At 49.0% G+C, this 23,223-nt stretch carries 12 protein-coding genes; 2 read left to right on the top strand and 10 right to left on the bottom strand.

Annotated features, from left to right (window positions below; translation table 11 throughout):
* Positions 1–148 precede the first annotated feature (148 nt).
* From L6466_RS13565 to nusG, 3 genes are all read right to left on the bottom strand, one after another.
* Positions 149–538, bottom strand: coding sequence for a GxxExxY protein (locus L6466_RS13565; RefSeq protein WP_237802531.1), 390 nt, complete (start codon positions 536–538; stop codon positions 149–151).
* A 295-nt stretch (positions 539–833) separates the two neighbouring features.
* Positions 834–1,475, bottom strand: a complete 642-nt coding sequence (locus tag L6466_RS13570) for an ORF6N domain-containing protein (RefSeq protein ID WP_237802530.1) — start codon at positions 1,473–1,475, stop codon at positions 834–836.
* Between the two features lie 625 nt (positions 1,476–2,100).
* Positions 2,101–3,405 (bottom strand): transcription termination/antitermination protein NusG, encoded by a 1,305-nt coding sequence (gene nusG, locus L6466_RS13575; protein ID WP_237802529.1) that lies wholly within the window; start codon positions 3,403–3,405, stop codon positions 2,101–2,103.
* Positions 3,406–4,141: 736 nt separating this feature from the next.
* Here nusG and L6466_RS13580 point away from each other — a divergent pair.
* A complete protein-coding gene (locus L6466_RS13580) occupies positions 4,142–4,609 on the top strand; it encodes a GxxExxY protein (protein WP_237802528.1) in 468 nt (155 codons plus the stop codon).
* 107 nt (positions 4,610–4,716) lie between these two features.
* On the opposite strand, the gene L6466_RS13585 is transcribed toward L6466_RS13580, so the two are convergent.
* Entirely contained in the window at positions 4,717–6,150 is a 1,434-nt protein-coding gene (locus tag L6466_RS13585; protein ID WP_431356501.1) for an IS4 family transposase, read from the bottom strand.
* A gap of 502 nt (positions 6,151–6,652) precedes the next feature.
* Here L6466_RS13585 and L6466_RS13590 point away from each other — a divergent pair.
* Positions 6,653–8,680, top strand: coding sequence for an alpha-L-arabinofuranosidase C-terminal domain-containing protein (locus L6466_RS13590; RefSeq protein WP_237802527.1), 2,028 nt, complete (start codon positions 6,653–6,655; stop codon positions 8,678–8,680).
* Positions 8,681–9,489: 809 nt separating this feature from the next.
* Here L6466_RS13590 and L6466_RS13595 read toward each other — a convergent pair.
* The 6 genes from L6466_RS13595 to L6466_RS13620 all read right to left on the bottom strand — a co-directional run bounded on the left by L6466_RS13595 (position 9,490) and on the right by L6466_RS13620 (position 23,189).
* Entirely contained in the window at positions 9,490–11,739 is a 2,250-nt protein-coding gene (locus L6466_RS13595; RefSeq protein ID WP_237802526.1) for an MCP four helix bundle domain-containing protein, read from the bottom strand.
* Between the two features lie 229 nt (positions 11,740–11,968).
* Positions 11,969–13,852: a RagB/SusD family nutrient uptake outer membrane protein gene (locus L6466_RS13600; protein ID WP_237802525.1), complete on the bottom strand. Its 1,884-nt coding sequence runs from the start codon at positions 13,850–13,852 to the stop codon at positions 11,969–11,971.
* Positions 13,853–13,929: 77 nt separating this feature from the next.
* Positions 13,930–17,244, bottom strand: coding sequence for a SusC/RagA family TonB-linked outer membrane protein (locus tag L6466_RS13605; protein ID WP_237802524.1), 3,315 nt, complete (start codon positions 17,242–17,244; stop codon positions 13,930–13,932).
* Between the two features lie 33 nt (positions 17,245–17,277).
* The gene (locus tag L6466_RS13610; protein WP_237802523.1) at positions 17,278–19,176 is read right to left on the bottom strand and encodes a fasciclin domain-containing protein; all 1,899 of its coding nucleotides are present in this window, start codon (positions 19,174–19,176) and stop codon (positions 17,278–17,280) included.
* Positions 19,177–19,234: 58 nt separating this feature from the next.
* Entirely contained in the window at positions 19,235–21,382 is a 2,148-nt protein-coding gene (locus L6466_RS13615) for a fasciclin domain-containing protein (protein WP_237794211.1), read from the bottom strand.
* A 25-nt stretch (positions 21,383–21,407) separates the two neighbouring features.
* Positions 21,408–23,189, bottom strand: a complete 1,782-nt coding sequence (locus L6466_RS13620) for a RagB/SusD family nutrient uptake outer membrane protein (protein WP_237802522.1) — start codon at positions 23,187–23,189, stop codon at positions 21,408–21,410.
* Positions 23,190–23,223 lie beyond the last annotated feature (34 nt).

The raw sequence follows: 23,223 nt of genomic DNA on the forward strand, positions 1-23,223 counted from the left end.
GCTGCAAGCAAAGGTTGATTTTGTTTTGAAGTACTTCTGAGAGTTCACTCTCAAGATACTTCCAAAGAAAAACAACTTATCATCTGTAATAACCTACCTATTTGTTTTTGTAATCTTTTCGTCTTTTCGCGCTTTTTCGGGATTCAAACTACTCTCGAATATTACTATTGAGGACTCGCACTGGTTCCATATATAGTTCATTGAAATTGACCAGCAATCCCAGTTTATAACCTGTGATAGAAAGGTAATTGCGGACCTGAGCTTTGTGAACGTCTGTAAGTTCGCTCACAGCCTTCAGTTCGACAATTATCTTGTCATAGCACACAAAGTCCGCTATGTATTGTGCATCCAGTTTTTGGTCTCTGTAGTAAACTTCAAACCTTTTTTCGCGCTCGAAAGGAATGTTTCGGTGTTTTAGTTCAATGGCCAAGGCCTCTTGGTACACCTTTTCGAGTAAGCCAACACCGAGGCGTTTGTGAACCTCAAATATCGCCCCCACAATCTTTGCTGACTCGTCTTTAAATAATATCTCTTTCATATTCCGAAAGTATTCGAAAATCGCCAGATGGCAGAGGGACAGATGAATCAGGGGGACGGTTGACTTTCCCTATCGGCCGTCGAGCTAAACCTTCAACTGACCCAGTTTCATTTTGTCATTTATTCTTTGTATGACTCCGCAACTGATACCCGTAAGCCTTGATAGTTGCCGCAATGGTGCGCCATACAAATGATGTCTGATGTCCGAAGTCTGATGTCGGAAGATGTCTGATGTCCGAAGTGCTGCGAGATGTCTGAAGTCGGAAAGCTTTTGGTAGTGCTGCGGAAACAAAAGGTTATTTCTTTTTATCGCCCTCACGTCGCACGCGCTTCACTGTATGTTTAATCTTTCCTATGAGGAAGTTTATCTCTAGTGAACTCTCAGTTTCTGCGGTCTGGAGCTCAGGCATCACGATATCCGTGAGTACCTCGCCAAAGTGCTGCATCTTGGATGCCTGCTTTTCTTTGTCAGTCTCTGTATGCAGCTCTAACAACTCGTGCTTTAAAGTCTGTACCTTATCAAAAGTCTCGACAATAGCTACAGTAGCATCAGCAGCTCTATCGGACTTCAGGCACGTGGCCAACATATACAAACCTCTAGAAGTGAACGCTTTGAAGTTGTATTTACTATAACGTCCCTTGCCATTTACGGGTTCTAGGGTCTGGGCTGGAACTTCTATGGTCGAAATTTTCGACCTTAGAGCACCGGATTCCTCCTTGGTCAACTCGAAAACATAGCCTTCACGGAACTTTCGAGGGTTGTTCTTGACCGCCTCATTAACGCGCTTGGTTTCCACACCATACAGCGCAGCTACATCGCGATCAAGCAATGCCTTTTGTCCACGTACAACAACTATCTTACCTTCTACCTCCTTCATCAGGGCAGGCAGCAAGTTGCTCTGTACATTGACTAGTTTATCTTTTTTATTATCTGACATATAAACTCTAATTATATATTGAACACCGAAGGCTCTCTACTTGTAGAAAAACATGGGAACCTAGAGGCCCAGGAATGACAGACAGGTGATTGTCGCGTGAATGAAGGCTGATGGATGACGGCTGAAGGCTGAGGGCGAACACGGAAGTACGAATTGCACGGAAACACGGAAGGTTCACGCTAAAGCGTGAGGAGGGGGTCGCGAAGCTCAAAATTTGAAGAAAATTAAATTCGAAAATTATAGGGACCTAAAGGTCCTAGAAATGAAGGAGTGCCTCTTGCGAGGCAGCGCTCGAGCTCTGCTCGCTTGCTACCGAAGGGACGCAAGAAATCCTGCAAATCTTATCAAAATCGAGCAAAATGTTGAAATTGAAAAAAACAATAAAAACTCCTCTACTGCTGTCTGCAGCCTATGGCCTCATTGCTACCTCGCTCGTTTGTGCCTGAGAACGCGTTCTCGCACAAAGACCGTGCTATCAATGGGTTCGCTTAACGAACCGCAGAAAGCATCCGAGGCAAAAACAGGAAAAAACAGTTTCAACTATGACGATAAATTCTCTTGAACATGTAATTATCATTAATTGGAACATTAATTTTTCATTAATTGAGTCGCCTAAAGGCGAGGACTAACACCGTATCTGTTTCGCGATGGAGAGGAAACGGCGGATGACAAGGGGACAGTCGGGGTGCGACTGACGCCAGGCCTTCACCTGACAGCGGTACTCAGGATTGTGAGTGACGATGAACAATGACATCGTTAAATAACATGAGATGTCATTGTTTGGAATCACGGGGACCGGAGTCACGGAATCACGGAGGACGGAGCCCGGATTCACGGAGTCACGGAGGACGGAGCCTGGAACTACGGATTCACGGACTACGGATTCACGGAGGGCGGAGCCCGGAATTACGGGATCCGGAGTCACGGAGTCACGGAGTTCAGAACCTTGAACCTTGAACCTTGAACCTTGAACCATAACATCAGACATCTTTTCTACTTCAGACATCAGACATCGTTCCACTTCTTGTTGGCGGCGGGCTACCTCGTCTTTGTCGTTCATGAGGTAGGCGCAGATGAGCATCAGGGCGGCGAACTTGGCGCGGTTGGCGGGGTCGTCGAACTGGATGCCAGTATATTGGTAGAGGAAGCGGAGCTGGCGCTGGTCTTCCTTGTTGAGCTCGTGGGAGCCTTTCTTACCATGCAGATGGCAGAGGAGCTCGATGAGCTGGTCCTCGAAATGACCGATGACAGGGTCCTGGATGAGCTGCTGGGCCTCTGCAGACGTCAAGCGGACATCGGAGATACGGATGCCGGGGACGGCGACATGCATCTTGTCCTGGAACATCGCGAAGGTGATGGTGAGGAGGATCTGGCCCTCACGCTCACGGATCTCCTTGATGATACCATCGCTGCCTGCCATGGGACCACTGACAACGGTGACACGGTCGCCCTCACGGACTTCGTCGGTGGGCTCGCCATTGACAATCTGGAAGTCGTAACGCTTGATGACGGTCTTGAAACGCTCCACCTCGGCATGGCTGACCTCCACCGGGTCGCCATGCTCATCACGATAGGCATAGAGACGATGGGTGAGCGCTTTGTTCCATGAGGCATTGAGGAGTTTCTTCACGTTATCCTTCGACTCATGGATAAAGATGAAATGGTGCAGGTCGCTGCGCAGCGCACGCTCATCGAGCATGGCATCATAGTCCTTGAAGTCGTCCTCAGGGGACTCCTGCGCCTTGCGGCGCCTGAGCTTCAAATCCTGGAAGGGGATGAAGAAATTATATGAATACGAGACTTCCCCAGAGGCATCGAAGACTTTTCGTTTGCCACCGAGAATCTCACCAATGAGGTCGGCATCCGGATGACGGAGGATGCACCATCGTTTTTCTTTGTTGTCTGTTGCAGTTATGTCGCTACGTTCCATTAGATACGAGTTCCGCTTGGTCCGCACAGTGGGCTGTTTGGACAATTTCTACTTTTATGGGTGCACAGGGCCCCATCCCGTTGGTTCGTCATGCCTTTGCGTTTTCCCTTGTCAGTCATGATAAACAAGACCTTCAGAACGGCGGCAGAGTCACCTGTCTTGATACTACACAAAACTGTTCATTTTGGCAAACAGAGACGTGTATATCGGTGCAAAGGTACGAAATTAAACTGAAACCGGAAAGAAATTGCAAGTTTTTATTGGTTTGACCACGGATTTAACTGATTTAACGGATGAAAAGGGGGAATGGGTCGGTGAAATGGGTGCGCACACGGAAAGAATTTTAGGTCGCACAGATGGCACGGATGGCACGGATTTTGGATGATTTGAAAAAAAACAATAAAAACCGGGATAGAATAGCGATACCATAACGATGACGAGAACAAAAAGGAAATTTATTATGAACATTAATTACCATTAATTGGAACATTAATTTTTCATTAATTGGCTCGCGCTAAAGCGTGAGCGGGAGGGGGCACACAGAAAACACGGAAAGCATTTAAAACGTTGATGCCAGTATATTTTAAACATTAATTATCATGTAATTTAACCATTAATTGTCATTAATTGCTTTTCAGTAAAAGTAGGGGTAATTTATGTTATACTCCAAAATTTTTCACCTCCATAAAAAATAAATCACCTTTATTAGCGTTGAAATACAAAATAGTCACTAATCATGCTTAACATATCCAAGTATTCAGATCAGGTATATAAAATCATTGGCGCCGCTATGACGGTGCATTCAGAACTAAGTTGGGGTCTTTTAGAACCAGTCTATCAAGAGGCTTTGCACATCGAACTGCAAGACCGTGGTATTGAAAATGAGCGGGAAAAGGAAATAGATATTTATTATAAGAAACGTCTACTTGATAAGAAGTATAAGATGGATATTGTTGTAGGCGATATCATTATTGAATTGAAATCTGTCACTAGTATTACTCCTGTTCATAGAGCTCAACTTTGCAACTATCTGCGCCTAACACGTAAACCATTAGGTCTTTTAATTAATTTCGGAGAAGAGAGCCTGATAGGGGAGAGATGGGCTTATGATGAGGATACTAATGAATGTATCATCGTAGATCGCAAAATGGAGCCAATTTTTGGCGCAGATTATTCATTCCTATTAGGATATGATGACGAATAATTAACGCCTAATTATTATTGTTTTTAACATGTAATTATTATTGATATTTTTAACATATAATTTCCATTAATTAAACCACTGAACTTTCGCAAGTGAATATTCATTCATCAAGCGACTAATTTATACATTTGATATAGCTTATGGAACTTAGGATTGGCATCAATAACCGCAGAAAGCAGTTCACTGGCATCGGCAGAGATCATCTCTGCGATTTCCAGGATGGTGTCCAATATAAGTTCCCATATCCTGTCCGAAGCGGACAGCTCGAGAGTGTTGCCAGTGGTATCACGGAAGAGCGCCCCGACGGTTTCGTAGGCTTCAAACCGCTTCACCGTGCAAAGTATGTTGTACTGCATCATGATCAGCGTAAAGCTGGCAATCTGTGCAGAGAAGTGTACGCTCTGACATCTGCCGAAGTCGAGCAGTTGCTTCTGGTCGTGATAAGCCACCTCGGTAGTCCAGCGGATAGCGTACGTCCTGTATGCTTTGAGAAAACTAAGCGAGAGGTCCGTAGTGAGCAATCCATTCCAAAGCCCATTCCTGCCTCGTTTCGAGAAGAACAAACGCACGGTGGTACCTGCAAACTTCACATCGATGGTGCAGTAGGTACATCTGAGTGTCCTGTTATGTTTGGTGAGGCCCTGCTTCTGGAGCTTCTTGATAATCTGCTTAGCAGTCAAATCACCCCACTGGGTGTGGTATTTGGTTTTTCCAATCTTTATCATACCAATCAAATGACACTTGATGTGGCGGCTGGTAATCAGGCGAACGAAGTCTGCACTGGTAAACCAACTGTCAACCAGCAGATAGTCGAAACGTATTCCACGCTTGATAGCGTACTTCACCATCTCGATTGCCTTGTCAGTCTTCTTCATGGTGTATTCTTTTATGCGCTCCTCAACACATTGTCCCGTATAGTCGGCAGAGAAACGCTCACTGCGTTGCTTGTCCGTCAACCCTTGCTTCTTGTCAGGATTACTGCCTTCTTCACCATGAAGCGAGAAATCGAGAAACAATTGGCTCATGCCATCGCACAGAAGCAGCGTCAGACATTTGTAGCCGAGGATGCTCTTATGTTGGATATGAGAGAAAACCTTGCCGATAAGTTCACTCTTGCGACCACTCTTTGGAGCGTCTGTGTCATCGATAATCAGGCAGACGGGCTTGTCATGCTCAGCCTCGGTGCTACGGCTGATCTTACGCAGCAGCTGGAGGTTCATCGCATACAGCAGTTTGCGCCACTTGATATCACCATCATTCATAAAACGATAGAACATGTCCTTCTCACAACAGAACAAGCGGCTTAATGAAGAGCCAGAGTACCGGTATGCATTCCTGACGACGAAGAAAGGGAACAGCATCAAAAGATTAAGGACCTGCACGTTCGTGAACTTGCAGTTCTCTTTCTTCTCTGTCCCTATCTGCTCCGGACGTATGTTTATGCACTCCATCACTCTCATAATCGCATTAATTGCACGGTTATTCTCATTTTCTGAGAAAAAGCTTCTCAAATCTGAAATAATTGTTGTACCTTTGCTCACGGCTTCTAAGTTTGAACTTTATTTTTTGGCGATTATAAAGGTACTCATTTCCTGTGAGTTACACAAACTTCGAAGCCTTTTTTATTCCTATTTTATGTTAAATTATGCAGGTGCGCCATCACTTGCGAAACTTTAGTTAAACCATTAATTCTCATTAATTGCTGCGCAGAATATGAATCCCCCCACAGTGTCTCGCACAAGAATAATAATTAATGAAAAATTAATGTTCCAATTAAAGGTAATTAATGTTCATAAAAAATGCCATTGATGTTAATCGTCATCACTTGCTTCTTTGTTCAAGAAAAATAATTAATGAAAAATTAATGTTCCAATTAATGGTAATTAATGTTCATAAAAAAAGCCATTAAGGTTATTCCTGTTTTCCCAAAATATCAATTACCGTGCCTCTCCCTCTGTGTGAATAAAACATAATTTTCTTTGTATTTTCAAGTGTAATTATTACCTTTGCACCAAACATAAAAACCTTTAACGATTACAAATAATGAAGAAAGTATTATTTCTTGGCGCTGCAATGATGGCAGCAACACTGGGTATGCAAGCCCAGAAAACAATGAAAGCCCCTGCTGGCGGAAAGGCAATCAGTGACGAATTGATCGGTATCTTCTTCGAGGATATCAGTAGCGCAGCCGATGGCGGCCTCTATGCCGAACTCCTCCAGAACGGCTCTTTCGAGTTCAACCCCGGAGAGCGTGACGGCTGGGGCGCAGGCACCGCATGGAAACAGATTCGTCCGGGCCACTCACTGGGTACCCTCCAGGTACGTATGGATAACCCTATCCACCCGAACAACCCCACGTATATGCGTCTGCACACAGAGCGTGTCAAGGAGTATTATGACTATAAAGGCTGGAAAGGCTTCGGTATAGAAAACACCGGTTTCAACGGTATCAGCGTGAAGGCTGGCGAGAAATATGACTTCTCTGCCTTCTTCCGCATCCCATCAGCCATCAGCCATCAGCCATCAGCCTTCCAGATCCGTATCGCCCTCGTAGAGCCTCAGGGCTGGGGCAAAGATCCCAAACTCCTGGCTGAGGCACACCTCGAGATCGACGCTAAGTCATGGCAGAAGTGCGAGGCTGTCCTCGTGCCCGAGGCTGACTGTAAGAATGCTTCTCTGCAGATTCTGGTGCTCACACTGGGCGACCTCGATATCGACCAGGTGTCACTGATGCCCGAGGATACCTATAAGGGTCATGGCCTCAGAAAGGACCTCGCTCAGGCACTGGCTGACCTGCATCCAAAGTTCATGCGTTTCCCCGGCGGCTGTGTCGTTCATGGCGGTGGCGACGGTTTCTGGGATACCTACCGCTGGAAGACCACCATCGGTCCTAAGGAGCAGCGTAAGGGTCTGAAGAACACATGGGGTTATCATCAGAGCATGGGTCTTGGCTATTTCGAGTATTTCCAGTTCTGTGAGGACCTCGGCATGGAGCCCCTGCCTATCCTCCCCTGTGGTGTCAGCTGTCAGGGTGCCAATGGTGGATGGAACATGTACCCCACACAGGCACAGGATGCCGTTCCTATGAGCGAGATGGACGAGTGGGTGGCTGAGGCTATCGACCTCATCGAGTGGGCCAATGGCGACCCCGCCACGAATAAATGGGCAAAGATGCGTGCTGATGCCGGTCATCCCAAACCCTTCAACCTGAAATATCTGGGTCTGGGTAATGAGGAGAAGATATCACCTGAGTTCGTTGAGCGTTTCAAGTATATCTACGAGCGTGTCACCAAGGCCCACCCCGAGATTATCATCGTTGGTACCGCCGGTCCTGGCTCTCACCCCGGTAATGCCGACCTCGAGAATGGTTGGAAGCTGGCCAACGAGCTGGGCATGCCTATCATCGACGAGCACTACTATGAGCCCAACAGCTATTTCCTCAACAAGCGCCAGTACGACAACTACCCCCGCGACCGCAAGACGAAGGTCTATCTGGGTGAGTATGCTGCCAAGGACAAGAAGCTCATCGACGCCCTGGCCGAGGGTCTGTACCTGCTCCATGTAGAGCGTAATGGTGATATCGTGTCTATGACCTCTTATGCTCCTCTCTTCGCCCGTAAGGACAATACCAACTGGAACCCCGACATGATCTATTTCGATAACGAGCGTGCTTACCTCACCTGCAGCTATTATGTGCAGCAGCTCTTCGGTCAGTCAAGCGGTCAGTATTACTATGGTGACTGTGTGAAGTTCGAGGGCGATGCCGCTGATGTCATCCAGCCTCAGGAGAACGTGCACTATGGTCAGTCTGTCATCCTCAATGTGAAGACGCGTAAGCTCTACGTAAAGATCTGTAATGCCTCTGACGAGGCCAAGAAGGCCAATATCAACCTGGGTCGCTTCGGTATTAAGAAGACGGCCGTGAAGACTGTCCTCACTGGTGCTGCCAATGATGAGAACAACTACGACAAGCAGCCCATCGCGCCTCAGAAGGAGACTATCAAGGCTCAGAAGAAGTTCACCCTCGACGTGGCTCCCTACACCTTCATCATGCTGGAGTACTCTCTCTAACCCGTCTCCCCCACAAAATCTCTCTATACAGCCCGGCCTACGCCGGGCTTTTTTCATGGTCGCCTATCGGCTCAAAATTATAAAAAAATTAATTTCTAAAATTATAAAGACCTAAAGGTCTAGAAATAAAGGAGTGGCCTATCGGCCAGAAATCGAACAAATCTATTCAAAATCGAACAAATAATTTTTGAAAAAACAAGAAAAAACATATATACCTTGCCCAAGGTGCCCAAACCCCTAACATCAATGATTTTTCTTTTTCAACATATAATTGCCATATAATTGGAACATTAATTTTTCATTAATTATTTTTTTTCAAAGCAATTGAGTTGGTCGTAAATATGCTGCGAAGCAATTAAAGACAATTCTTTTAGTCGGTCTTTGACCTTGGTAAAAGCGTCCCAAAGGGCCGAGCGAATGGGTTAAATTACATGATAATTAATGTTCAAAATAAAAATTTGCTCGATTTGTTTTGATTTTGTTCGATTTCTGCCTCGTTAGAGGCACTCCTCCATTTCCGGACCTTTAGGTCCTTATAATTTTCTATTTTAATTTTCTTATAATTTTGAGCCTTTAGGCGACCCTCATCCGGAATCGTCTACGATTCCCCATTTCTGTGATTTCCGTGATTTCTGTGTGACTTTATTTCCGGACCTTTAGGTCCTTATAATTTTTTTATTTTAATTTTCTTATAATTTTGAGCCTTTAGGCGCCCCCTATCCCCGGAATCGTCTACGATTCCCCATTTCTGTGATTTGACTTTCCCCTTCGGGCCGTCGAGCTAAACCTTCCGTGATTTCTGTGTGAGATTAGAGGATGGTGACAGAGACGATCTGGGAGTCCTTGCCGCGGTAGAGGATGTCGACTTGGAAGGTGGCAGACTCGGTGTAGATATACAGGGGGAGATGGTCACCATAGGCGGGGACACAGGGGAAGCGGAGGTGGATAGTGGTGCCAGAGAGATAGTTCTCCTCGGGCGTGATGGCATCATCACTATCCAGAGGGTGGAGAGAGAAGACAGGATCGGTCATGGCGAGCACACGGGGGAGCTCCAGCTTCAAGTCATTGTCAGGACTGGAGAACCAAGAGAGGAACGTGTCCCACCACGAGCGGTCGGCCGTGGGGTCCTCCTCGGGAGGCAGGATGGTGATACCCTCACGGAGGGCGCGCTGCAGTTTCCGGGGCTCCAGGGAGTAGTTGCGCAGGTACTCCTCGCGGGCCTGCGCCTGCAGGGCACTGGCATCACGCTGACCGCCACGCAGGAAACTCAGCGCATGCGACTGCTTATAGTTGACATCATCCACCCAACAGATGCGGTCGTCGGTCATGGCGATAGCACGGATACGCGTGATATCCTTATACGTCTTTCCCGGATAGCGCAGGGTGACGGTGTCGAGGTCGGCCGTGGTATGCTTTGCGATGATATTCGCCGTATGCGGCACCTTGATGACATCGTACTCATCCTTATACATATCCGTGTAGTGGATGCAGAGGAAAACCCGCACATTCTCCAAGTCCAGGTCGGACCGGTTGTTGATCCTCACCCGCATCACATCATCACTATCCCAGAAGAGCCACTCCGACTCCGGTTCGATGCTCACATCGATATACGACGACTCCAGGAGCAACCCCTTGAACGCCCCGTAGAGGTTCTCCTCGCAGAACTGCATATCAGAGAGCAGTTCGTCGTAGATACCCTGGTTGCCACGACGGAAGAAATGGTTATAGATCTCCTCACGGCTCTGTTCCATCTTCCCCTGGTCGGCATAATGCTTCGCCTTCAGGAGGTTGGGCGAGAAGAGACCATAGCCCTCCATCGTAGAAGCATAGAGACGCCGCAGGTACTGTCCCTCGGGCGTCCGAGAGAGGTAGTTACGGCGGTTATAGCTGTCGAGCATATCCGTGAGCTGTGCCGCCTGACGCGGATACTCCACGCTGGCCTGATGGAAGCAACTCATAGCCGCCTCCTCATTACCCAACTGCTGTTGCAAGAGCCCCTCGAGAACCAAGGCAGGAGCCGTGCGGGAGGGGTAGCGAGTCGCGTAGCGCGCGAGCGTCTGCGAAGCAATTGATAATTGATAATTGACAATTGACAATTGACAATTGCTGAGGGAAGAGGGAAGAGGGAAGAGGGCTGAATCCGGAATCACGGGAGTCGGAATTACGGAATCAGGGAGGTTGGAACCTGAAACCTGAAACTTGAAACCATCACCTTGAACCTTTGAACCTTGAACCTTGAACCCTTTAGACTGGATGATGAGCGCCATGGCGTGGAGGAGCATGGCCTCGGGGTTGTCGGGGTATTTCTGGAGGATGGAGGAGGTGTGAGAGAGGGCTTCGTCGGTGCGGCCGGCATAGAGGTCGAGGTAGGCCTTGTCCTTCTCGATGCAGAGGGCATCGTACTCCTGCATGTATTTCTTGTAGATAGGGGTGTAGTCCTCCAGGTACTGGCGGTAGGAGGCGCGGAGCTTCTGGAGGTCGTCACGGAGCTGGGACTTCAGTTTCTTATCCTTTTCGTACTGGGCGAAGGCCTCGTTGGTGGAGCGCTCGGCATCCTCGCCATTGACGATGCCCAGGACGGCGAACATATCGCCCAGGGCGGCACGGAGGAGCGTGCTGGCCGAGGTATTACGGACGAGCGTCTCCCCTCCCCTGGCAGCACCACGCATCAGCATCCACGCATCCGACAGCTGCTCGTCCTGCTCACGCAACCGATACGTATATTCCAGGACAGGGAACAACTTGCGCTTGGCCTCCAGCACATCGGGCGCCACGCCAGTATAGTCCTGACGCGCCATATAGTCGAGGAACTCGTCGAAACTCTCAGAGCGCACCTGTGCCAGCTCCAGCGCATTGAGCACCCGCACCGTCTTCTCCAGGTCGTAGTCCCTACCCGACTGCAGTCCGGGCTGACTGCTGATAGCCTCATAGGCATCTACAAACTCGTCGACGGGCTTGTAGTTGTCGATGGAAAGGGTGAGCAGGTCGGCCTGAGGGGTGGAGGTGCAGGAGAGAAGGATGAGGGAAGATGTAAGAAGGAAGATGGAAGAGAGTTTCATTATGTTAGGAGTTAAGGAGTTAAAGGAGTTAAGACGATAGATTAAAGATTAAACATTCTTGGCGGAGCCAAGCGGCAAAGCCGAGCGAAAGATTAAACATTAAACTTGAAACCTGAAACTTGAAACCAAGAACTTGAAACCAAGAACTTGAAACGAAAAAAGGAGTAGAGGATGAGACGCGTAGATAGACTACGGTCTCGGTCCTTTACTCCTTTTTTCTCAGCAATGCTTAGTTCTTGAAGACACCGAGCTTGCCGTTCCACTTCAGGAACCAAGAGCTCTCGTCGGTGAGAGGCACAGACGTGGTGCCCTTTGTACCGCGACGGGCTTCGATGATCTGCTTCATGGCAGCGGCAGGGTTGGCCTGACGCTTGGCGAAGCGCATGATATCGTAATAGCGGGTACCCTCGAACGCAAACTCCAGCGCAGACTCTGTGAGCAAGAGCGTATCGACAGCAGCCTGCTGCTCCTTGATGAGCTTAGCACGCTTCACGGGGTCGGTCTCGATGGTGTCGTGAGGCAGCACATAAGTAGTGTCCATAGGTGTGTAACCTGAACCACGCATGTGGATACCAATCTGGTTGTGACCAGCAGCAGTCGTCTTAGCCAGATCCAGGTTGTCGCAGACACCATACAGGTTGTTGTCGAAGTTGAACTCAGCCAAGAAGAGAGAGTCCTTCTGAGACATCACGACGGTGTCGTTCTCAGCATCGTAGTTGAAGTAGCGAGACATCACATTCTCCTCGATAGCCTTGTTGCTCAGACCCTCGGCCAGAATCTGGAACGCCATGCGGGGATAGCCGGCACCATTGAGGGCCTCAGCCAAGCGCATATACACCATGGTACGACGGTAGATATGCACGTTACGAGAGTTGTACTTAGAGATGTCCTGCGTATCGATACGCTTGTTGGAAACAGCATCGATGGTATAAGACTGATCGTAATACCATGACAGACGCAGGTCGCCAGACCTGTGTTCATTCAGACCCTTAGGAGCGTAGTAAACACTCAGACCATTGGCAGCCAGCACACAGTTGTTCTGAGCCTCAGAGATATCGAACAGACGCTGAGAAGGCGTTACGCTCACCTTATAGTCATTCAGTTTAGTAGACGTGAAGATGTTACGCAGTTCGCTGTAGTGACCCTCAGCACGGATAGAGTCGCCAGCGATCAGCGAGATCAACTCAGCATTGGCATTCACCGATTCAGAGAAAGAAGCCACATCTGAGTAAACAGTACGGCTGCTCCAGTTGGTCTGACCAGGTGTCCAGCAGACACGACTCTCCGTTGTAGGATAAGCAGAGAAAGCACCATTGCGCTCGCTGATATACTTATAGTAGTGACGGGCAGCATTCTTATAGTCCTCCACATTACCGGTCATGGTAGCACGCCACAAGTAGAGGTCGCCACGAACGATGCTCAAGGGGAAGTAGAGCAGTTTAGACTCCAAACCACGAATCTGACGATAGCCAGGCAGTTCGGTGTTGTAGCGCTCGGGCAGCGTAGCCAGGTCGTTGATGAAATACGTACAGATCTCCTCGATGTTCTTCTTACCGGCACTCTCAGCCTGCTCGGCCTGCTCCTTACTGAGCAATGCCTTGTCGAAGAAAGGCACCTCACCATAGTTGAGCACCAGCTGCAGGTAAGTCCAGGCACGGATAGCCTTCACAGCGCAATACTCCTTCATGAAGATAATCTCGCCACGGTTGTCGTGCAGCGCCGTATCCACATGTTCGATGAAGTAGTTACAGTTATTGATGACAGCATAGTAGTCGCTAGGCTGATTATACTTATTATCATCGCTGACATTGAACTCATAGATTTCGCGCAGGTCATTGTTAGCCACAGTGGTCAGGTCCACCAAGTCGCCACGCAGTTCACCCAGCAGGATGGTGCGGTCGGCCAGCGCCTGCAACTTTGTGAGGATACCCGTGACAGAATAGATAGAGTCCTCAGCAATATTCAGGTGCTCCTGGTCAGCATAGAGAACATCATCGCTCTCCTGCGTGAAGAAATCCTCACACGAAGTAAGCACGGGAAGAGCCATCATGGCTGCGGCGATGCCGCAGACCATTGATCCAGCCCCTTTACGATATATATTTTTAATATTCATAATCTTTTAGTTTTCAATTGTCAATTATCAATTGTCAATTATCAATTATCAATTGTCAATTATCAATTCTCAATTACTTACAGGTTGATCTTCACACCAGCCACGATGCTGCGGCTCTGGCCCAGGCGGCCCAGGTCGAAGCCCTGACCGATGACACTTGACGTAGCAGTCATCTCAGGATCGCTGCCCAGATACTTGGTGAAGGTGAGCAGGTTGTTGCCCTGGATCCAGAACTGGAAGCCCTGCAGATACTCAGACTTCACAGGCAGGTCGTAAGAGAGTGTGACGCTCTTCAGACGCAGGTAAGAACCATCCTCTATCCAGCGGTCGCTGAAGCGTGCGTTGTCCATAGGATCCTGGAAAGTGATACGAGGAATATCCGTCTGCTGTCCCTCCACCTGCCAGCGACGAAGCATAGCCGTTGTCTGGTTCATGAAGCGAGAGCCACCCTCGAGCTGTGAGCGCATATAGTTGTAGATATCGTTACCCAGAGAGTAGTTGAAGTTGACATCCAGCTTAAAGCGCTTGAACGACAGAGAAGTGAAGATATTACCGTAGATATCAGGATTAGGATCACCGATGAAGGTGCGGTCAGCATCTGTAATCATGCCATCGTTGTTCAGGTCGGCGAAATGCATATCGCCAGCCTCGAAGTACACATGGTCAACACCATTCTCGCCAACGAAATAGAGACCGTTGGGATCATAGGTAGCGGCACCAGCGGCAGCAGCAGAAGCAGCCTGAGCCTCGGCCGTGGTGCTGAAGACGCCCAGAGTCTTGTAGCCATAGAAAGCGTTGGCTACGCCACCCACCTGTGTGCGAACGGTAGCACCATAGATCTCGTTGTCAACGAACTGCTTACCATCAGGCAGTTCGGTGATCTGGTTCTTATAGTGACCAGCGCTGGCACCAATCTGCCACTGCCAGTTCTTCAGGTTGAGCACCTTAGCCGTGAAGCTCACGTCGAAGCCCTCGTTCTTCAGTTTACCACCATTAGACCAGTTCTCCTTCAGACCACTGAGGTAGCCCAGCTGCTGGAGTGTGAGCAGGTTGTCGGTCTTAGAACGGAAGTAGTTGAAGCCCAAGCTCAGGCGGTTGTCGAAGAAGCTACCCTCAAGACCCAGGTTCAGGCGACGGGTGGTCTCCCACTGAATCTTCGTGTTACCGATACCCTCGAAAGCAATACCAGAGATGGTGTGGAGGAACTGAGAAGCACGGAAATAACTGCGAGCAGCATAGTAGTCGATATCGTCGTTACCACTGATGTCGTAACCGGCAGAGAGCTTCAGGTAGTCGATACCCTTCACGTCGGCCATCCAAGGCTCGTTGGTGACAACCCATCCGGCCTGGAAGCTGGGGAACACGCCCCAAGCAGCCTTGAAGAGGCGGAAGTCGCCACCCTCCTGACCGAAGCGAGAAGAACCGTCGATGGTCAGGTTGGCCTGTGCATAGTAGCGTCCCTTGTAGTTGTACTCAGCCTGTGCATACCAAGAGAGCGAGTTCCAGTTCTCACTGATACCCACAACATCCTTGTCCTGCAGAGAACCACTCAGGAACGGCGTCTTATCACTACCAGTGTTGTAACCCACCTGAGAAGTAGAAGTGAAGCTCTCCCAGTTGATGCGGGCACCACCGAAGATATGGAGGAAGTGAGCGTCGAAACGCTTCTTCCAGTCGATACGGGTGTCACTCATCACTGAGTTCTGCTTAGAAGCCAGTGAGCGAGTCTCGTTCTGACGGTAGCCACCCAGGCTAGATACATAATAGCTAGGTGTACCGTTGATGGGGATATAGAACATCTCGTTGGTGTTCACCAGGTTATAGCTGAAGTGCTCGCTCACGTAGAGGTCGCGTGCAATCTCCAGTTTTGGCGTCACCGTGAGGTTCAGCATAGATGTCTCGAAACGGTTCTTGGTATTAGCCTCAGCATACTGGTTGATAGCTGCGGGGTTGCCCAACTGCCAGTTGTAGTTGTTGTAGTTGGCCAAGGCCTCGCTCAGGTAAGACTCCGTGTCGATGTCGTAGTGCTCCTTAGAGAAGCGGCCGGCTCCCGTCTCGTCGTGACCATAGCTGTAAGCACTCATGAAGGGGCTCTTCACGTAGGCCAGGAAAGAAGGAGCGATAGGCGTACCCTCGTCATAGCCCTCGGGAGCACCATCATTACGGATGTCGCGTGTCTGGTTAGCAAAAGAAGCATCGAAGCGAACAGACAATTTGTTGCTCAGAGAGATGTCCGTATTGAAACGCACGTTCAGACGGTCCATATCATTATACTTCATGGTGCTCTTTGCATTGGTATAGCCCACAGACAAGTTGTAGTTAGCCACATCGTCACCACCCTCGACATTGATACCATAGTTCTGTGTCATGGCCGTGCGATACACATAATCCTTCCAGTCCGTGTTCTGATGATACTGATCATAGTAATAGTACTTATTACCCCTAGCATCGTACTCAGACTTCAGGAACTTGAAGTCGCGCAGTGTGGTATTCGTAGATTTCAGCATCTCAGACGCATAGCTGCGATACTGGTCAGCATTCATCACCGAGATATAGTTGGGCTCCATGGTGACGCCGGCAGAGATATTGGCCGTGATACGCGTAGCCATAGACTTGTTGCGGCGTGTCTGGATCAGGATGACACCATTGGCGCCCTTGGAACCGTAGAGAGCCGTACCATTACGAACCACGGTGACCTTCTCGATGTCAGCAGGGTTGATGTTGTTCAGCACATCATTATAGAAGCCATCGTGCAGCAAGGTGCGGCCATACTGCTGGTCGATAATCACGTCGTCGATGACGATCAGTGGCTGGGCGTTCACGTTCAGCGAGTTGAGACCCTGCATGAACATCACGCTACCGATACCGGGCGTACCGCTGCGGTTGATGGTGTAGACCTGACCACCGAGCTGCTTCTGCACCTCGTCCTTGATATTGATGGCAGGAGAATATTTGAAATCAGTAGCCTCGTAGTCACCACGTACGTTGGTCTGCACGCCATACTCGGCAGTGAAAGCAGAAGGATACAGATTCACGCTCTTCTGAGCCTCGTCCTTGGACAAACCGATCTTCACGGGGTTGTGGTCGGGAGAAGAAATATAGAGTGACGTAGAGAAGAGAGGCAACTTCAGAGAGTAGCTACCATCATCGTCGGTCAGCACACTATAACCATCGATATCGGCTGCGCGGACGATGGCACCCGACACAGGCTTTTGCGAAGCAGCGTCGAACACATAACCCTTGACGGTACGCGTCTCGTAGTGCTTCTGAACCCTTACTACACGCTTTACCTGAACAACCTCCTCTTCCTCTTCAGTATCTTCGTCCTGCGCAACAGCACAGAGAGGGAAAGCCATCAGCAGCGTCATTCCAAATAAGATATATCGTTTCATATCGTTCTTTCTTTTATTTTAGTCATGTGAACATTAGCGTTGCATGTACCAAGCCTTATAGTCTCTGTCGTCGTATTGTCCGTGAGGATACAACAGGACGCCAGGCTTTCCTACAGCCGGCTCAGAAATCTTAGTCATCTTGTTGCCAGTACCCACTGTTGCAGGCAGAGCGTCAACCAGTTCGATGCTGCCGTGAGGCACTACCAGGATACAGTTGATACGCATGGTACGTGTATGCGTCTTCTTTCTCAGCTCGTTGTTTGATACACTTGAATCAATTCTCAGATACGTCTTCATGGTCTCGTCGCCCACGCCATAGGTAGCCTTGGGGAACGTGAAGTCGTCAGCCAGTTTCACATAGCAGATGCGATCTGGATCAGGCTGATAGGCAGAACCCTTTGACTGGAAGTAGGGATCGGCCTCGTTCTGGAGGTCCAAACCATCTGAAGGCAATCCCGGAGAGATGAGCTTAGCCTTGAACTTTGTTGGCAGACGCTGCTCAGGGGTAGCTGTAGTATCAGCAGCCAGAGCAGGCACGTAAACCAAGTAGATGTCATAACTAATATTAGAAAGAACACCAGGGATGGTATAAGTCATCCAGTGGTTAGAAGTAGCCACCTGCGACTCGAAGGTCGTGAACGAGTTGTTCCACACCTTGTTGTAGAACTGCTTATTGTCGGCAGTCACATAGTCGATTACATGGCTCACAGCATCGATAGAGTCCTTGGTGCTGTTGTCATAGTCCTTCTTCACCTCCTTCAAGTCGTAATTTTCAGCGATACGGAAAGAATGGAAAGTCATGCGCTTGTCGATGTTCCACTCCGTAGCCTTGCGCACCTCACCATTACTGCAGTGCATAATCTCCGTCTGGTTCAGAGCGCCCTTGGCAGCCTTAGGCATATAGTACTGATAGTACTCGAAGGGCACGCCACCCCAGATAGACTTACGAGAAGTGTAGCTGCGGGTACAAGATGTTGACATGGCAGAGTCGTTGAGCGACTGATCCGTGTTGAACGTACGACTGAAGGTAGTACCCTCGACGATAGCCAGGCGAGCATTGGTATAAGCCATTGAGTCGCGATCCTGCAGTTTCTCAGGATAGTCGAAATAAGGCTGATACTCCTCGATGAGCTGTTTCCACACCGCATTGGTAGGAGCCACCATCACATAGTCACTATCCTCAGAGTTGATCAGGCCCACATAGCTGTAGAGCTCGTTGCGCTGTGCGAACACAGAGTCCAGATACTGCGTCTTACCGTTGACGATACTACCGGTAACACTCTGGTTGGGCAGAAACACCTTATAATAGAAATGACTATTATACATGAAACTGCGGATGCTGTCGAAGTCAGCGTCCTTGCGGAAAGCCTCGAACACATTCGGTTCGAATGCCAGTTTCTTATCCATGGTGAAGAGCACACCATTGCTGTAGAGCTGGTTGATGTTGGTCATCTTCACGCCATTGATAGTCGTATCAGGATTAACGATAGCATACTTACCGTTCATCAGCACCATGGTATCGGTGCGCATATTGGTGAACGAGTGGTTATAGAGCGCCATGTGGTTCTGAATGAACTCCTTGACAACCGTATTGTTCTCGGGCAGCACCTTTTCGGCCTGAGCCTTGTACTCTGCAATCAGCGCGTCGGCCTCGGCAGCAGAGAAGTCGTCGTTGGTAGGTACAAACACCGTGAACACCTGGCTACCATTCAGACGGTCCACATAATCACATCCCTCGATGAGCTTAGCGAAGTTGCTCATGTTAGGATTACTCTTGATAGCAGACCAGATGGTACCTTCGTGCACACCATTCTCACCGCCACCCAGACTGTCGTAGTGGTCGTCCCAAGTATCGGTGCAGCCAGCCAGTGCTGCGGCGATACCGCAGCACATCAGGCTTCCACATAATATTTTATTTATCTTGGTAATCATAATTTTCAGTTTTCAATTATCAATTATCAATTGTCAATTATCAATTGTCAATTATCAATTAAAGATCGTCCTCCATAGCGCCCTCACCATCGACAGCATATACCGACTTAGGCACCATTTCGAAGAAGTCGAACATAAACTCATTGTTATTACCCTTACCATCGCTGGCCACACGGAAACGGATGTAGTGATCCTTGGTGGCGTCGATGTCAGTCTGGCAGAGAATACGACGGTACATACCATTAGCATTTCCCAATGGGTGGTCCTTCTGACCAATGAGCTGGCTACGGCCATCGTCGTAGGCACCGAGGTTCTTCAGTACCTTCTGGTACTCAGCCTTCTCCTCATCGGTCATCTTCATATAGGCATCATAACTCTTATAACGGTCGCCCAGGTACATATCAGTATCCAGGTTCTTGGTCATATCAAGAGGAATACCCTGAGGCTTGCCGTCGAAGTACACCTGCATGACACCACGCGTAGGAATAGCGCAGAATCCGAGACGGAACTGCCACTCACCGCTGAATGGTACAGGAGGAATACGGAAGGTCATGTCATAGTCGCCGAAGAGGTTCCACTCGTCACCCTGCCAAGACCAGTAGTACAGGTGAGGACGACGGAGCACCAATTTACCATCATTATTCACCGTCACACCATCCAGGTAGCCGTCGGGGAAGTAACGGTTCTTACCGTTCTTAGGCTCATTACTCTCATCAGGCGTTTCATTAGGGTCATCACCCAGATAGTTACCCTCGTCGCGCATATCGTTGGTCATCACCTCGGGGAAGATGGTAGAGAAGTCCATACGGATACGCATGTTCTGCACCTTGTCACGCACATCGGTAGTGAAAGCAATCAAGTCGTCCACATAGAAATAGTGACCATTGAGTGCGTCGTTCTCGTATTCATCCTCCACATCCTTGATGACATAAGAACCACGGAACTGGTAGTCGGACGTCTCACCATAACGGCGGTTGATGAAGAAGCCCTTCACCTTGTCGCGGTCGTTACCACGGCAGTCGCGTCCCTGCTCATCCTTATTCATGGTCAGCATAGACACCTTCAGCATGGTGTGAGGCAGCAAGGTGGTATACCACTCAGTGGGGTTGACCAGTGTAGCATCGAAACCGAAGGGGTACTTACCATGCTCAGGAATCTCCATAGCCGTGAGCTTGTTGGTACCAGGCACGTAGCGGTTCATGATATGATAGCGGATGAAACGCTTCAAGGGGTTGATACTATCCGTGAGGTTCTCGAACTTCCATCCCTCCTTCAGGTCGTCACGATGCAGAGGATCGCCAGAACCGAACACTGGGTCATAGAGCTTGACAGCCAGGTCGTAGAGCGCATGGAGGTCGCCTTTAGACGTATCGATGCCATACTCCTCGAACTTAGCACGATAGATAGAGTCGGGCTCTACGAAAGCCGTGAAGCCGTACTTCTTCTTCTCGGGCACCCAACCCACCTCAGAGTGGACGTGAGACCTGTACTTATACTTAGGCTGGTTCTTTGAGTAGGTCACATCCTCGATGAGTTCAATCTCATTACGCACGCCAGTAGCCACGAGCGCCTCGTAGAACAACTTAATATTCTTGTTATCGCGCAAGATATCAGCGATATAGCAGTTTGACTTCTCAATCACCTTGTTCACAGGCTGCACGATACCATTCTCCACAGAGTCGTTCTGGTGAATGATCTGTCCGTCGGGCAGTGTGTCGCTGAAGATGATATGCGCGTTACCCTCGATCTGGATAACAGCATTACCATTCTCGTCAACGATAGGTTTGGTAGCCAGGTAACGTCCCTGCAGGTTGTAAGTAGGCAGGAAGTCGAGCACCATCTCGAACGTAGAATACATATTCTGTACCAAGTGTGTGCGAGCGATTGTATCGCAGTCGGCCACACTCAGCGAGTCAACACAAGGGATACCCTTTGACTGCAGATACTCGTCCACAGCCTTATTGTCGGGCAGGAAGCAAGTATATCTGCCATAGGTAGAGAGCAGATCCATGAGGTCGGCTTTCTCAACGATGTACTTGAACTCACTATACTGTTCACGGTTGCTGATATAGTCGCTCAGCATCTCGCCCGTGAAAGTATAGAAGTACTGACTATCAGGCTCGTCAGAGCAACTGGTCATAGAGCCCGTTGCCATGAAGGCAGCCAGTGCCATCAACGCTACTTTTATATTCTTATTGATATTCATAATCTTATCGTTTAAGTGTTATGCATTATTTAGCTTTCTCGTAGCTGGAGTTCTCACCGCTGCCAAAGGCAGGATTGGCCACCAGGTTACGGTTCACCTTCATTTCCTCAATGTTGTAAGGCCAGAAGATAGCATCCATCTTCTTGAAGAAGTTCTGAGAGTACTCCTTGTTCACATCCTCGCGGTGCATCACGGCATTGATCACAGGTTCTGTGTTGCCGGCACGCATGGCGTAGCGTACAAGGTCGTACCAGCGCTTACCCTCGAACATCAGTTCGCGCTGACGCTCACGCTTCACCAGATCGGTCATTGCCGTCTTGGTAGCGTAGTTGCTGCTCTTCAGTGTATCAGAAGCTGTCAGATCCTTCTTACAGATAGCACGCTTGTTGATAACGTTCACCAGTGTGAAAGCCTTCTCCATCAGCGGTTTGTTCGTGGCGCTAACCAGCGAGTCCTCGCCATCGATAGGATTCAGCATCTTCTCGCAGAGAGCCTCAGCCTCCATCAGCATGATATCAGGCAAGCGGTAGATGATCCACATACTGCTGTTGTTGTTCTGAGGATACAAAGAATAGTCAGACTTAGGCGTCGAAGGAGTCTTCATGTCGATTTCGAAGCTACGAGCAGCCAACTTCATGATAGGAGAGTTGTCCTTAGTAGCGTCACAGTTCACATAGAGGCGAGCATCCAACTTGTTCTTCTGCTCAGGCTCAAAAATGACACGCTTAGAGTAGTCGGCCTCGATATCCTCTTTCAGGTACTTAGAACCAACCAGCAGGCCAGTACCGTTAGAGTGACCGTAAAGAGAAGACACAGCACCATTGGCCAGCATACCATTACCAGCTTTCTCATCATCATAGACTAGTTCAAAGACGGTCTCCTTGCTAGCACCTTCTACGAATAACTCTTCATAATAATTGCCAAAGTAAGTACCCGTCAGATTGTCGTTAACCAGAGGATAGCCATTGAGGCGAACCTCCAGGGCAGCCTTCGTATCGGCCGACAGACGATGCTTCTTCTCGTACTCATCGTTGAGTTCCTTCTTAGATTTGATGACCTCTTCTGCATAGTAAACACAAGAGTCGTAGCCAATAGGATCAACGGCACCCTTCCACAGATACATCTCGCACAACATGGCACGGATAGCATCCTGCGTGATGCGGCCAGTCTGATAGAAAGGCTTTGTCTCAGGATAGCGTTTTACCGCCTTATCCTCAACCTGGCGCAGATCGGCGATGAGGGTGTCGAGCACCTCATAGAACGGCGTTGCGGGCAGGTCCATTGTCTGGTCGTCGTCGGTGAAGGCCTCACGAGTGAAAGGCACATCGCGGAACGTACGAATCAGATAGAAATAAGAGAGAGAGCGCAGTGCTGTCACCTCAGCGATGGTAGCGTCGAGGTCACCCTGTGTATAGGCAGGATCCTTCTCGGCCACGCCGGGAGCATATTTCAGTACCGTGTTACAACGGTTGATCACGTCGTAGAAGCCCTCCCAAGTGGTGTAGGAGTTCATAGCCGTGATATTCTCCTTTAATATATTAGAGAGGTTGATATCATTATTGATACCCTGACCGGCCATCACATTCTCCGTTCTGGCCTCACCCCAAATCATCATACGCTTTCTGACACCATCGTTCTGGAGAGCAGAGTAGCAACCAGCCACGACATTGTCCACGTCGGCCTTTTCATTCCAGAAGTCCTCGAAAATAATCTCGTTCTGAGGTTTGATATCCAGGAAGTCTGAGCATGAAGTGAGACCGCAGACGACGCAGATTGCGCAGATTATCTTATTATAATTCTTTTTCATAATCTTCATGTTTCTTTTTAAATCAATCTACGTT

Origin of the sequence: Prevotella communis (genome assembly GCF_022024175.1) — a bacterium.
In the GTDB taxonomy this organism is placed as follows: Bacteria; Bacteroidota; Bacteroidia; order Bacteroidales; family Bacteroidaceae; genus Prevotella; species Prevotella communis.

Excerpts from the sequence above, each read along its gene's own strand:
- L6466_RS13565 (WP_237802531.1), bottom strand. The coding sequence starts at position 538 with ATGAAAGAGATATTATTTAAAGACGAGTCAGCAAAGATTGTGGGGGCG.
- L6466_RS13570 (WP_237802530.1), bottom strand. The coding sequence starts at position 1,475 with ATGTCAGATAATAAAAAAGATAAACTAGTCAATGTACAGAGCAACTTG.
- nusG (WP_237802529.1), bottom strand. The coding sequence starts at position 3,405 with ATGGAACGTAGCGACATAACTGCAACAGACAACAAAGAAAAACGATGG.
- L6466_RS13580 (WP_237802528.1), top strand. The coding sequence starts at position 4,142 with ATGCTTAACATATCCAAGTATTCAGATCAGGTATATAAAATCATTGGC.
- L6466_RS13590 (WP_237802527.1), top strand. The coding sequence starts at position 6,653 with ATGAAGAAAGTATTATTTCTTGGCGCTGCAATGATGGCAGCAACACTG.
- L6466_RS13595 (WP_237802526.1), bottom strand. The coding sequence starts at position 11,739 with ATGAAACTCTCTTCCATCTTCCTTCTTACATCTTCCCTCATCCTTCTC.
- L6466_RS13600 (WP_237802525.1), bottom strand. The coding sequence starts at position 13,852 with ATGAATATTAAAAATATATATCGTAAAGGGGCTGGATCAATGGTCTGC.
- L6466_RS13605 (WP_237802524.1), bottom strand. The coding sequence starts at position 17,244 with ATGAAACGATATATCTTATTTGGAATGACGCTGCTGATGGCTTTCCCT.
- L6466_RS13610 (WP_237802523.1), bottom strand. The coding sequence starts at position 19,176 with ATGATTACCAAGATAAATAAAATATTATGTGGAAGCCTGATGTGCTGC.
- L6466_RS13615 (WP_237794211.1), bottom strand. The coding sequence starts at position 21,382 with ATGAATATCAATAAGAATATAAAAGTAGCGTTGATGGCACTGGCTGCC.
- L6466_RS13620 (WP_237802522.1), bottom strand. The coding sequence starts at position 23,189 with ATGAAAAAGAATTATAATAAGATAATCTGCGCAATCTGCGTCGTCTGC.